The sequence below is a fragment of the Methanocella sp. genome, from assembly GCF_035506375.1.
Lineage (GTDB): Archaea > Halobacteriota > Methanocellia > Methanocellales > Methanocellaceae > Methanocella.
Genome location: NZ_DATJPM010000047.1, coordinates 1 through 13,287, shown reverse-complemented (window position 1 = coordinate 13,287; position 13,287 = coordinate 1). Strand labels below are relative to the sequence as shown.

The following is a 13,287-nucleotide window of genomic DNA, read 5'->3' as shown; positions in this document are numbered from 1 at the left end:
CAGGAACCCCCACCGGCATAAATAACACTGCCAGGATAAATAATGAATTACTGGCTGTACTTTTGTAATATTTCCTTGAACGCGTCGACCACGATGCTCAGCTTTTCCCTTCCCACGCCGAACGTGCTGATCTTGAAGTTCTTGGTCAGGCCGGGCTTGATGCCGTGGATGCTTCTCTCTTTTAGCTCGCGGTAGAGGAAGTACCGGTCGAGCTTCTGGGATATGTCGAAGAACGGCATGGCCTCGAAGAACATGAGGTCGTGACTGTGCGGCTTATCGCCGAGCTGCTTCAGCCCGATGCTTTCAAATTGTGAGGAGAACCACCGGGCGTCCTCGACTTCCTTCTGCCAGCGCGCCGGCTTCGTGCGCTCATAAACCGTGGGAAACGAGGCCAGCATTGTCATGATGGTAGCTCCGCGGGCCGTGCAGCCCAGGAGCTCGATCTCCTTGGCCTTATGCGTCGGTGATTTTGCGAGCACTTTTGGCGCATACTCTTTGCTGACGCCTAACACTCCTATCGGGCCGGAAGCCGCCATGCTCTTGTGGCCGCTGCCCGACACGAAGTCGGCTCCCAGATCTTTTGCGTTGAACGGCATGCGGCCTATCGCATAAGCGCCGTTGACCAGGAACGGTATGCCGCTGTCGTGGACGACCTTCGAGATCGCCCGGGCGTCGGCGATGTTGCCATAATTACCATCGGGGTATGTAAGCAGCGCCAGCGCCGGCGTCTTACCGGACTCGCGCTTTACAGCGTCGATGGCTTCCGCATACTTCTCCGGCAGTATCTTATACTCCGGGTTGGGCGTCTTTTCGACGAGCCTGATGTTCAGGCGGGCCCTCTGCGCAGCGACCAGCGACGAATAGTGGGCGTTGCCGTCCATGACGATCCAGTCGCCCTCCTTACAGATGGAATGCATGATGGCGAACTTGGCTTCCCGGGCGCCATTGGTGATGCGCGCCTGGTCGCATCCTAAAAACTCGGGCAGGGCCTTATAGACAAAATCGAAGATGGGTGGCGTCTTGATCTGGTCGAGGGAGCCGCCGCAGTAGTCGCAGACCGAGTAGCCGTCACCCCATTCCTGTAATGCCTGCCGTGCCTCGGGAGTCAGTATGCCCCCGGTCTGCAGGGGGTCCAGGTTGATCTCCCTGGGCGTATCTCTCTTGATAAAGCCGAACTTTGCCGTATTGATCGTCATTGCACATGCCACATTCGATTAATAATACTTAAGCCTGTCTTTTAACGCAATTATACTATTTAATGTAATAAATATTATATGATTGATGGTGCCAAGAGACAGGTCTATCTGGATGACATGGCGACCACGCAGGTGAGCGACGAGATCCTGGACGCGATGCTGCCCTATTTTAATAGGCGTTCGGAAACGCATCCGTTCAAACATCCGAGATCGACGTAGCCCATTATATTATTCTTTTGAATAAACAATGTTCAGCTAAATGCTTTCAGAATAAGTAAGCAAAATGGGTGCCGGATAAGATAATCTAAAAGATATGCGAGATACTGGTACACTCTATGAAGGCCTTTGATTAACTTGCATTAAATCATATCGATAAACGAGATCGCCCTGAAGAAAAATAGCGAAAAATTATAAATTAATATAGTAACACGTTGCTACATAATAAATGTTAGTATTTGCTTGAATAATTAAATATTTATAATTATTTATACAAAAAAATTAATTATTATTATATTAAATATTTCATATTAAAATAAACAAGGTGCCAAAACACCGAGTTCGAATGTAAATATATTTTTTTTAATTTAATTTTGATTAGAACATATTTACAAAAATTTATAATAAATTAAATATATAAATATTTTATTTGAATTACTCATAATAAATCTAGAAAGGTATATCAACCACTTTTTTTCTATTTTTAATAGTAAGGGGGCATATCAATAGTCGTTATTGAAGAGAAATATAGTCTTGCAAATTTACCGATTAATGACATTAAGGTCAGCCCGGACCATCTGCGAAAGAACCCGGGGAATATCAATAACCTTAAGTCCACTATCTCGGATGTCGGTCTTCTCCAGCCGATCCTCGTCTGCAGGACGGGTGGCTCTTATACGGTCATTGACGGCGAGCGAAGGCTGAGGGCGATGAAGGAGCTGGGCATATCCGATCTGATCGTCGGCCGGGAAGTGATCATCGAAGTCGAGGAGACCCGCGCGGATGCCGTTTTTAAGCAGATCATCGCCAACATTCAGCGGGAGGACGTTAACCCGTTCGACCTCGGGCACGCGTTCATCCTGCTGAAGCAGTCCCACGGCTACAAATATAAGGAGATCGCGGAGATCATCGGAAAAACTCCCGACTACGTCACGTCCAAGGTGGGCCTGGTCAAGCGCCTGGATCCCGACCTGCAGGTGATCCTGGCGAGCGAATGGCAAGCGGCAAAATCTAGCCTGGATAGATTTTCAGACGATGACGGCCAGAAACCTGCATACGGTATCAATATCAAGGTCATCGAAGACATTGCACGGCTTCCGATGGAGCTTCAAAAAACCGCATACCTTTCGATTAAATCAAAGGAGATGCGGGATCAGGATGCGCTAAAATACCTTCAGTCAATAAAAAAAATGCATAAGGGCAACTTCATGCAAGCGGATGCAGGCCAGGCCGGCAGTATAGGCCGTAACACGCCCGATGACGAGGTCATAAAATATGTGGAAAAGATCGGCCGGGATATAGAGCTCCTGATCAACAGCTACCAGGCGTCCGAGCGGCCGAAAAGGCAGGATGTCATTAATAAGATCGAGATAGCACTGGAGAAATTGAGCTCGCTATACGCGATGCTCAAAGACGATGCGGCATTCAGCGGTGATAAATTACAGGATAAAGCACTAGTTTAAAGCGGTCAAAAGGGGGACATAAGTACGTATTCTCAAACAATAATCACCCGTAGCCGGGGAAATCACGTCCACGAGTCGTGCCGGATCTACGGGACAAGCAGCTTGGGTAAAAACTGCACGATCCTGGAGAACGTCATCCTCGGGTATCCGTCCAGCAAGGTGCTGGACGATGCCCGGTCCAGGAACATTAAGCTCGAGCGCTATCCCTATGCGGGGACGACGATCGGCGACAATGCGGTCATCCGCTCGAACTCGACCATCTATTGTGACGTGAAGATCGGCAACAATCTGCGGACCGGCCATAACATCATGGTCCGGGAAATGACTACCCTGGGGGATAATGTCCTCATAGGGACGAACACGATCATAGACGGCTATTCTATCATCGGCAACAGCGTGAGCATGCAGAGTAACGTCTACGTGCCGTTGAACACGATCATCGAGGATAATGTATTCATGGGCCCCTGTTCGGTCCTGACCAACGATAAATACCCTATCCGTGTCAAGTACGACCTTAAGGGGCCGGTCTTAAGGACGGGCGCCTCGATCGGCGCGAACGCCACTATACTGCCCGGCGTCGAGGTCGGTGAGGGTGCCATGGTCGGGGCAGGTGCGGTCGTGACGAAAAACGTGCCGCCCTGGATGCTGGCCATCGGCGCGCCGGCAAAGATCGTGAAGCTTCCGGAAAATTTGAGAAATTTGAACAAGATTTGATCATCATGATACCTATCGCGAAACCTCTCATAGCCCAGGAAGAGATCGACGGCGTCGTCGGCGTCATGAGGTCCGGCATGATCGCCGAAGGGCCGAGAGTGAAAGAGTTCGAGGAGGCCTTCTCGAAATATATCGGCGTCGACCACGCCATAGCGGTCAACTCGGGCACCGCCGCCCTCCATATCGCGCTTCAAGCCCGTGGAATCGGAAAAGGCGACGAGGTCATTACGACCCCGTTCTCCTTCATCGCCACGGCCAACAGCATATTATATACCGGGGCAAAGCCCGTCTTCGCCGACATCGAGCCGGACACGTTCAACATCGATCCGGAGGACATCAAGGGGAAGATCACACACCGCACCCGGGCCATATTGCCGGTGGACCTGTACGGGCATCCTGCGGAAATGAAGGCCATCATGGACATGGCGGAGGACTACCGCATGGCCGTCATCGAGGATGCCTGCCAGGCCCACGGCGCGCTCTACAAAGGCAGGAAATGCGGCTCGTTCGACATGGGCTGCTTCAGCTTTTACCCGACGAAGAACATGACCTCGGGCGAGGGCGGGATGATCACCTGCAGCGACGGGAAGCTCGCCGAAAAAGCCCGGATGATCCGTTCCCACGGCTCGAAGGTCAGGTATTACCACGAGATGCTCGGGTATAACATGCGGATGACCGACATCGGGGCGGCAATAGGGCTGGCGCAGCTCAATAAGGTCGATAGTTTCAATAATAAGCGTATAGAAAACGCCGCGTACCTTAGTGAACAATTAAAAGGCATTCCTGGGATCGTTACCCCGGCCGTCCGGCAGGACTGCCGGCACGTCTTCCACCAGTATACGGTCCGGGTCACCGGCGATTTCCCGCTTAGCCGGGACGCGCTCGCGCAGGAACTCACAAAAGCCGGAATAGGCAACAGTGTTTTTTATCCCGTGCCGATACACCGGCAGCAGATCTACCAGGAACTTGGGTATAATAGCTATCATCCGAAATCGGAACAGGCCGCAAAGGAAGTTATATCCTTGCCGGTACACCCGTCGATTATTAAGGAGGACATCGATGAAATTGCCAAAACGATAAAAGAAATATCTAAAATGGGGGTATAATCTATGAAAGTTGGCGTAATTGGAGCCGGTGCAATGGGCCAGAACCACATCCGGACATATTGTCAGATCCAGGGTGTGGAACTCGCGGGCATCGCTGACGTTGACAAAACGAGAGTCGAAGCGCTTTCAAAGCAATATGGTACACAGGGCTTCACCGATTATCGTGAGATGCTTAAGCTGGGCCTGGACGCCGTGAGCGTCGTCGTGCCGACCACTCTGCACAGGCGTGTGGCACTGGATGTTATCTCCAGCGGCACAAATCTGCTCGTAGAAAAGCCGATATCCGATACGGTCGAAAACGCCAGGGCCATCGTCGATGCGGCACGCCTGGAAGGCCTCAAGCTGATGGTCGGCCATATCGAGCGGTTCAATCCGGCGGTCATAAAGATGAAAAGCCTCATCGACTCCATGGAATTGGGCAAGGTCGTGAGTATAAATACCCGGCGTGTGGGGCCTTATAATCCCCGTATTCGGGACGTGGGCGTCATCCTCGATATAGGCGTCCACGATATAGATATTATATCATATTTATACAATTCTTCGCCGCAGGAAGTGTATGCCATTGCCGGTAATGACATCCACTCGCAGGAAGACCACGCATCGATCCTCCTGCGATTCGCGGGCAACCGGGCCGGTGTCGTCGAGACCAACTGGCTTACGCCGCATAAGACCCGGACGTTCACGGTCATCGGCACTGAAGCAGTCGGCTATGGCGATTACATGGAGCAGAAAATTTTCATCCACGATAAAGAGTGGGTGAAGGAAGCGAAGGTCGAGAAAAAGGAGCCTCTGCGGAATGAGCTCGAGCACTTCATGAATTGCTGCAAGAACGGGCATGAACCATCGGCCTCCGGGGAAGACGGCATAATGGCGCTTATGGCGGCACTGGCGTCCATCGAGTCGTACAAGAGCTCGACTGTGATGAAGATAACACAGGATGCCATTATGCCGGAGATCAAGATGATAACGAATACCATGATCTCGAGTTGATGGTGCAACCTCATGAGCATGGTAAGTGTGAACGGCGATGCTGATAGGCTGGCCATTAATGATCTTGGGGGCGAGCAATCGCCTAAAAGCATCGCCATTATTTCCGGCCGGATCAATTATCTCACGCTTGGCAGCGTGATATCCATCGTAAAAGAATTCGTGGATAAGGCGTATGTTCTCTCTAGCAGCTTTGATGGTCGGATAGCATCGATCGCCAAGTCGCTCGATGCCGAAGTCGTCGATTTATCCCGGATCGATGGTCCGGGGGGCATCTTGTCAATTGCCCCGGATCGCTCTGAAGCAAAGATCGTATTCCTCAACGGTGATGGAACCCACGACCCCTATCAGATTCCGCGATTATTGGAGCAGCTTGAGAAAGGATACGACGTCGCCGTAAGTTCTAGCCCGATAAGCTCCGACCGGATGAATGAGAATGTCCTGTTATTGAACAATAAGACAACACGGGGCAGGTTTACGGGCTTTATCGCCTGTACCGGCGAATATCTTAAGCGATCCATGGCTAACGTTCAGATCAATGACCATATGGACATTTCGACACAGGTGTATTCCTCAGCGCGCAATAGTGGGGTTAAAATAAAAACACTTGACAATGAAGATTTCGAGCTCTTTAGCCTGTTCCGTATAGGCGTAGTCGTGCCCGCATATAATGAAGAGCTGCTGCTGGCGGATACCATCAAAGGTATACCCGGTTACGTTACCCGCATCTACATCATCGATGACGGAAGTAAGGACCACACGCCCGAGGTAATAGAGAGCATAACCGACCCCCGTGTCAAAGCGGTCCGGCATGAGCCCAATAAAGGCGTCGGCGCGGCGATAATCACCGGCTACAAGATGGCGCTCGAGGACGAGATGGACATCGTGGCGGTGATGGCGGGCGATAACCAGATGGACCCGGAGCAATTGCCGCGGCTCCTACTGCCTATCATGGAGAATAAGGCCGATTATACGAAAGGCAACCGCCTCATAAGCAAAGAGTTCAGGAAGGGAATGAGCTCCTGGCGGTCATTAGGTAACTCCTTGCTGACTTTGATCACGAAGATCGGGAGCGGCTACTGGGACATCATGGACCCGCAGAACGGCTATACGGCCATCTCGAGGCAGGCGCTGGAGGCGATCAATCTCGACTCGATCTATACCTATTACGGCTATTGTAACGACATGCTGATCAAGCTGAACACCTACAGCATGAGGACCATGGACGTGGCTATGCCCGCCCGGTATGGCAACGAGCGGTCCAAGATCAAGTATGGGAAATATATACTGAAAGTCGCTCCGATGATCTTTAGGGGATTCCTGTGGCGGCTCAAGACCAAATACGTCGTATTAAGCTTCCATCCCCTGGTGTTTTTCTATGTGATCAGCATGATCATGGTGCCATTTGGGGTCATATTCAGCCTCTGGATATTAATTGAAAAGACGCTCGACCAGCATGTCTCTACGAACTATCCCCTACTGGCGGCGTTCATAACGATCATCGGGGTCCAACTATTGTTATTTGCTATGATGTTCGATATGCAGGAAGACCGGATGGTCAATTCTTAGTGCAGGTAAAAGTGGGTACCTATGTCCTATCCGATCGATCAGATACTCAGGCAAAAAAATGATTTCTGGGACCTTTATACGTTCAAAAACGAAGCCCATAATAATCAGGCCTATGATGACGTAAAGGACGTTAAAGCCTCGCCTCTATTTTTAGATCCTTATATGTCGAGCTATCTCATGGATAACGGCTTAAAGGCTGAATATCCTGATGGTAAAAAGTTTGCCGTTTGCCTGACTCACGACGTCGACGACATCTATCCGCCTCCTCTACACACCGTGGCATCCTCCATATATTCCCTCGGGCACCTCGACTTTAATGAATTTATAGATCATTCCTTCTGGACCTTTAAAGGAAAGGACCATAGCCCGTATATCAATTTTAAAGAGATTATGGAGATCGAAGAGAAATACGATGCCCGGTCAACCTTCTTTTTCATGGCGGCAGATCGGGATATCCGCCGGTTCCGGTATAACGTCGATGACTTATCGGATAAACTAGGCGCCCTCGTCGATCGAGGCTTTGAGGTCGGCCTCCATGGCGGTTATTATTCGTATCGTGACCCCGATCTTATTTTAACCGAAAAAAAGCGGATCACAAAAATATTGAACAAGGACATTGTCGGCTACCGGAATCACTATCTCAAGTTCAAGATACCGGAATCGTGGGAGTACCTGGCACGATGTGGCTTTAGATATGATGCGACCATAGGGAATAACCGTGTCATCGGCTTTAAGAACGGCCTCTGCCACCCGTTTAAGCCTTCTCTCGCCGATAATAAGAGCATCGACATCGTCGAGCTCCCTCTCGTGCTGGCGGACTTTACGCTGTTCAATGCTGGTATACCCATGGATCGATTGTGGGAAATCGCCCGAACAATGATCGATCGCGTCGAAAAATGTGGGGGAGTCGCGACTATCCTCTGGCATAGCGATGTCTTTAGCGCGAGCTACCGGAAACCCTGGGTTAAATTTTATATAAAGCTACTCGACTATTGCCGCTTGAAAAATTCCTGGATGGCTTCCGGGGATCAGGTTTCTGAATGGATAAGAAAAGGGTATTAAAAAATTTACATATATTTAAGCAAATCCTCTTTTTTGGGATTGCTTTTCATGATGATCTCCGAGGATTTTTCGCCGAAACAAAATAACAGGTCCAGGATGGACAGGTTACTGACAAAGCTCCCGTAGAGTTGGGGATACTCGGGGTGCTTATATTTCTGGAAATAGATCTTCATACCTTTTTCCTGGAATTTTTGTTTATCCGCATACTTTTCCCCGCCCTCCCCGAAAATATACATGTCGGCGTTTAATTTTAAGCACATGTCCAGGACACGGTCTGATTTCTTCTCCTCGAAGTGCAGGTCGGACGCTCTCAAGAATTCAACGTTGATCTTCAGCTCCTTAAACAAGTATTTTAAAACATATTCGTCGAGCTCCGCGATGTTACCCCAGTCTTCCTTTTTGTAGAGGCCCTCGAAAAAGTCGCGGTAGGACTCGAAGTACGGGGCCTTTCGCCCGTAGGAGACCTGGATCGAATTCCAGTGGGTCTTCCTCCAGCTCTGGCTATTATCGACGGCCATGTCACGGATCGTCTTATTAAAATAATCGCCCATATGGAGCGGTATGGTCAACAGCATCGGCCCGTTAGGCCCCTTGATCCGGTTCCGGTGGATATATGCGTCGGGCGTAAATTGGACGTCGTCCCACAGACAAAATATGTCGCTGATGGCGACCTTATGAAAAAAACCCATCCATGGAATATAAAGAGGTTGATGTGCCGTTAATATCCTGGACATATAAACCTTTCATCGACTCTATTTCATATAATCCCTTCTATCGCTTGGTCATCTATACCCGCATATACTCATAGCTTGAGCCGGATGCACTCGAAGACTTCAGCGTATTTGACGCCGATATTCATGCCCCGCGTGAATAAATGGGCCCGGAGGTACTTCTCGTCAAAATAGTCTTTTTTATTCTGTGACGTATATTGTTTTAGGGCGTCGATCTTCTTCATTACCTGGGCTTCGTTAAGCTCAATAAAAATATCCGTCCGGAAATTCAAATTATTCCACGGGTGCTCCATGCCGAAGATTGAGGCCGATTTCTTAAAAGCCCTCAGCGTCTCATTATATATGACCTGGTGGTCCTGGTGCGTGTCGAAGGAGGACGGCGTGATCACGAGATCGGGACAGATATCCTTTTTTAATTTGATCATGTCCTCCAGGATCTCCTGCCTTAAATGGGGGAATTCCCGGACCTCGTAGTCCAATAAAATATTATCGCTGTTATCGATCCCCAGCACCCCCGTCGCCAGCTTGCATTCTTTTTTTAGGATATCGCCGGGAAAATTTTTTTCAACGGACTTTTCGCAGCTCGAAAAGGCAACATAAAAAACATCCTTGCCCTCCTCGATGAATCGGACGATGGCACCGCCCGCGGATATTTCCCCGTCGTCCGTATGGGGAGATAGGATCAGTACCCTCTTATGGATCATGTTATCAATTTCTCTTGATACGATTGTCTCATCTATCCCTTAATAAATAATTTGGTCCGGTGTCTGTGCCGCTATTTTATATATGCGAATGAGGATAATTATTAACCAAGGACTTGATTAGATCTCGCCCTCAGGGGGCATTATTACTGGAAGAGCCGAGCATATCCATTACTGTCGACGTTGAAGACTGGTATCACATACCATCCGTCACGGGCTCACCATTTTCGACCTATAAGGATATGGACGATTTCTTCGAAAAATGGCCGGAAAAATACGACTACCTTACGGAGCCCACGGGTCGCGTCCTCGATCTATTGGAAGAGTTCGGCATTGAGGCCACGTTTTTTGTCGTTGGCGACGTCGTCGAACACTACCCCGGTCTGGTCGAATCTATCGTAGCGCAGGGCCATGAGATCGCCTGCCACGGGCTGCACCACGCCTGTAATATCGACCCCCGGACTAAGGCCCCGGCCATTGGCCTCGACGAGTTCAGGTCCCGGACCCTGAGGTCCCGGGATATCTTAGAAAGGACCTGCGGGAAGAGTATCGTCGGCTACCGTGCGCCGAATGCCCTGGTATCGGGCTGGATGCTGGACGCGCTGGAGGACATGGGATTTAAATACGATTCCTCGGTGAACCGGAACTCCCTCTTCAATAAGACAGATAGCGCCCTCGAGGGCGTCTCAAGCCACCCATATTATCCCCGAAAGAACGGCCTGGATTCGGGCGGTTCCCGGTCTTTTGTCGAATTTCCCTGGCCCTATCTCGACATAGGGATCCGGCTGCCTACCTCGGGCGGCCCGATGCTCCGGTTCCTCGGGCCACAGCTCATACTGCGGGGCTTAAAACAAAGCATGCGGCGGGGGCATACGATATTTTATTTCCATCCCATCGACATCTCCAATTCCAGTTTCCCCCGCGTGGGGAAAGGGAGGCCCTTCTACTGGACAATCCACGGGGAAAAAGTAGAAAAGAGTCTGAGACTTATCCTTAAAGAGCTTAAGTCCGTGAAAAAGATGACCTTAAAGGACGCCCTGGTGTCGTTCGATGAAAGTTGAGATATCTCCCCTATCCAAAGCCGATGAGCCCGACTGGGACGAATATGTTAGAAATAACGACCAGGCGACTTTTTATCATCGGATCGGCTGGAAAGAAGTCATCGAGGATTCGTACGGCCATCGATCCTTTTATTTGACCGCAAAAAACGGGGACGGGAAAATTTGCGGCATACTGCCCCTATTTTTTATTCGGAGTATATTTTTCGGAAAACGCGTCGTTTCAGTACCCTTCGCGCCGTATGGTGGCGCGTGCACCGACAGCCCCGGTATCACGACTGAACTAGTGCGAGCGGCATTATCGGCGGGGAATGAGATGGGCTCTGCCGACTTCGAGTTCCGGACCAGGAACTGCTCCACTATGGAAATGGACTACACGGACCATTACGTGACGTTTATCATGGATGTTTCAGGCGGGGCGGAACCGGCGTGGGCTCGCATGAATAAGAAGGTCAAATGGAGCGTCAGAAAGGCGATAAAAAATAACCTGCAGTTCAAGATCGATAAGGCCGATGCCGCGATCGGTGATTTCTATGAGCTCTACTGCCATGGCATGGGCCGGCTGGGTACTCCCGTGCACGACCGCATTTTTTTCAAAAATTTAAAGAAACGCTTTCCGGAAGACGTCTCCATTGCTGAAGTGGAATACGCGGGAAATGTGATATCGGCACTCTACCTTCTCCGGTTCAAGGATACGCTGATCTCCGGCTGGGGGGCCTCGCTGTCCAGCTATTTTTCACTCTCGCCCAACGACCTGATCTACTGGAGATCTATTGAGACTGCGGCCGGAGACGGGTTACGGTACTTCGACTTCGGGAGGAGTCTCAAGGATTCCGGGAATTTCCGATTCAAGCGCGCCTGGGGGGCGGCCGAAGTCCCCTTATATTACTACCATCACCCTCCAAAAAAAGCTCCGCGGGCGATCCAGGACGAATACGGGTCCTTTTCAAAAATATGGGGCCATCTGCCCTTGGGGCTGACGAGGATCGTGGGGCCCGGGCTTAGAAAATATATCCCGTGATCTTATTTTTTATTCCAGAACGATCTGATCTCGTCTGGAATTCCATAGATCTTTAACCGATCCCTGGCATTGAGCAAGTTCTTCTGCTGTTCCAGATAACGGGCATCGGGCTTTTCATTTAATATTTTCAGGATCGTCGCCTTGACATCCTCGTAATCCTCGCACAGGTAGCCGATATCGCCATACGTCCTGAAGTAGTATTCCAGATATGGGTTTCCGATCGCTATCATGGGCTTGAGATAAGAGAACGCGTCGTACATGGTGCCGCAAGGATTCAGCCGATGCGTGTTCGCCCGGTATAGAAAGAGCGAATAGTCTACCTTATTCGCATAGTAGTCGTACTGGTCCCGGCTCAAAGGCTGGACGGGGGACGGGACCTCCAGGTGGTCCAGCGGCCGGGACCGGGTCTCCTTATCGAGGATCTTGCCGATGACGACGAAATTGGGCCGCATCATCGCCTTCATCTCTCGGAGCTCGCCCGCCATCCTGACGAACAGGTCGATACCTTTTTTTCGCAATCCGATGCCAAAGAAACCGAATGATATCGTGCTGTCATCGATGCTTAGCTTTCGTATAGACCGTTCCGTATTGACAAAATGGTAGGGGTGGTCCATCGCACCGACGTGCCCCGCCAATTTGGGTATCTCCCGGCACAGCCGCTCCCTGATTGACTCCCCGAGTACCAGGTAAAAAATATTATCGTTATTCCCCTCGCCTAATACCCGCCGGAACCAGAAGGGCATCTCGATCGGATTCCCTGGCGGCTTATCGAGGATCGTTTCCAGAATGACGTGGGGGATAACGACGCACTTTAGCTCACTATAGAATTTCATCAGTGTCTTTATGGAGAAGAGCGTCGAACCGGTTATCGAGCAAAACAACACCTTATCACATCCGTTTTTCCGGGCGATGTGGAATATTTTACAGCATGTCGCCAGGTCCCGCGGGAGTCTCAAGGATTCATATCGTCGCGATACCGGCACTCCGATGGCATAGAATTCCACAGTCGAACCGCCGTCGCCGTCGACCTTCGCGCGCACATGCTCAAGATGGGACTTTTCGGCGAAAAATAATATCCTTTCCTTCGGAAATGCATTCCTGTGCAGCGTGATAAGGGCCGAGTTTAATTCCACGTGCTCAAATCCGATACACTGGGGCTCACAGATGATAAGCATTACACTCCCTCGTTAATTGTTAATATAAAACATGGTAAAACTAATAATAACGATTGTGGCGGCCGGCAGAAATAGCCTCCGTGAAAATCATTATAATACTCTAGAACGCTTATGGATATGAATATGATACGGCCACGGGTGTGTTGATGTCGGTTGAGTTGATCGGTGACCAGGCGCTTTGGGATGAGTTCGTGGAGAGGAGTCCCTATGGCCTGCTGTTCCATCGGTGGGATTTTCTGCGGATCATGGAAAAGCATACCCGGTATCAGCTGTTTCCCTATGGTATTT

At 50.3% G+C, this 13,287-nt stretch carries 13 protein-coding genes; 9 read left to right on the top strand and 4 right to left on the bottom strand.

Features of this window, described 5'->3' with window-relative positions; all coding sequences use genetic code 11:
* Window positions 1-47: 47 nt before the first annotated feature.
* Window positions 48-1,196: an O-phospho-L-seryl-tRNA:Cys-tRNA synthase gene (pscS, locus tag VMC84_RS06215; protein WP_325379114.1), complete on the bottom strand. Its 1,149-nt coding sequence runs from the start codon at window positions 1,194-1,196 to the stop codon at window positions 48-50.
* Window positions 1,197-1,274: 78 nt separating this feature from the next.
* Here pscS and VMC84_RS06210 point away from each other — a divergent pair, with 78 nt between their 5' ends.
* The 7 genes from VMC84_RS06210 (at window position 1,275) to VMC84_RS06180 (ending at window position 8,313) form a co-directional block, all read left to right on the top strand.
* Window positions 1,275-1,415 (top strand): hypothetical protein, encoded by a 141-nt coding sequence (locus tag VMC84_RS06210; protein WP_325379113.1) that lies wholly within the window; start codon window positions 1,275-1,277, stop codon window positions 1,413-1,415.
* 497 nt (window positions 1,416-1,912) lie between these two features.
* Entirely contained in the window at window positions 1,913-2,875 is a 963-nt protein-coding gene (locus VMC84_RS06205; RefSeq protein ID WP_325379125.1) for a ParB/RepB/Spo0J family partition protein, read from the top strand.
* A 102-nt stretch (window positions 2,876-2,977) separates the two neighbouring features.
* Window positions 2,978-3,589, top strand: coding sequence for an acyltransferase (locus VMC84_RS06200; RefSeq protein WP_325379112.1), 612 nt, complete (start codon window positions 2,978-2,980; stop codon window positions 3,587-3,589).
* Between the two features lie 5 nt (window positions 3,590-3,594).
* Window positions 3,595-4,695 carry a DegT/DnrJ/EryC1/StrS family aminotransferase gene (locus tag VMC84_RS06195; RefSeq protein WP_325379124.1) on the top strand — a complete coding sequence of 367 codons (1,101 nt, stop codon included), beginning with the start codon at window positions 3,595-3,597 and terminating at the stop codon, window positions 4,693-4,695.
* A 3-nt stretch (window positions 4,696-4,698) separates the two neighbouring features.
* Complete coding sequence (locus VMC84_RS06190) at window positions 4,699-5,685, top strand: UDP-N-acetylglucosamine 3-dehydrogenase (protein ID WP_325379111.1); 987 nt, start codon at window positions 4,699-4,701, stop codon at window positions 5,683-5,685.
* A 12-nt stretch (window positions 5,686-5,697) separates the two neighbouring features.
* A complete protein-coding gene (locus VMC84_RS06185; protein ID WP_325379110.1) occupies window positions 5,698-7,251 on the top strand; it encodes a glycosyltransferase in 1,554 nt (517 codons plus the stop codon).
* 21 nt (window positions 7,252-7,272) lie between these two features.
* A complete protein-coding gene (locus tag VMC84_RS06180; RefSeq protein WP_325379109.1) occupies window positions 7,273-8,313 on the top strand; it encodes a polysaccharide deacetylase family protein in 1,041 nt (346 codons plus the stop codon).
* Window positions 8,314-8,318: 5 nt separating this feature from the next.
* Here VMC84_RS06180 and VMC84_RS06175 read toward each other — a convergent pair whose 3' ends face one another.
* Both VMC84_RS06175 and VMC84_RS06170 read right to left on the bottom strand, forming a co-directional pair.
* On the bottom strand, window positions 8,319-9,047 hold the full coding sequence (locus tag VMC84_RS06175) for a WbqC family protein (protein WP_325379108.1): 729 nt from the start codon (window positions 9,045-9,047) through the stop codon (window positions 8,319-8,321).
* A gap of 68 nt (window positions 9,048-9,115) precedes the next feature.
* Complete coding sequence (locus VMC84_RS06170) at window positions 9,116-9,748, bottom strand: PIG-L deacetylase family protein (RefSeq protein WP_325379107.1); 633 nt, start codon at window positions 9,746-9,748, stop codon at window positions 9,116-9,118.
* A 113-nt stretch (window positions 9,749-9,861) separates the two neighbouring features.
* Here VMC84_RS06170 and VMC84_RS06165 point away from each other — a divergent pair, with 113 nt between their 5' ends.
* Both VMC84_RS06165 and VMC84_RS06160 read left to right on the top strand, forming a co-directional pair.
* On the top strand, window positions 9,862-10,806 hold the full coding sequence (locus tag VMC84_RS06165; protein WP_325379106.1) for a polysaccharide deacetylase family protein: 945 nt from the start codon (window positions 9,862-9,864) through the stop codon (window positions 10,804-10,806).
* Window positions 10,796-11,824 carry a FemAB family XrtA/PEP-CTERM system-associated protein gene (locus VMC84_RS06160; RefSeq protein WP_325379105.1) on the top strand — a complete coding sequence of 343 codons (1,029 nt, stop codon included), beginning with the start codon at window positions 10,796-10,798 and terminating at the stop codon, window positions 11,822-11,824. Before VMC84_RS06165 ends, VMC84_RS06160 begins: the two co-directional genes overlap by 11 nt.
* A 2-nt stretch (window positions 11,825-11,826) precedes the next feature.
* Here VMC84_RS06160 and VMC84_RS06155 read toward each other — a convergent pair whose 3' ends face one another.
* Window positions 11,827-12,999, bottom strand: coding sequence for a hypothetical protein (locus VMC84_RS06155; RefSeq protein ID WP_325379104.1), 1,173 nt, complete (start codon window positions 12,997-12,999; stop codon window positions 11,827-11,829).
* Window positions 13,000-13,287 lie beyond the last annotated feature (288 nt).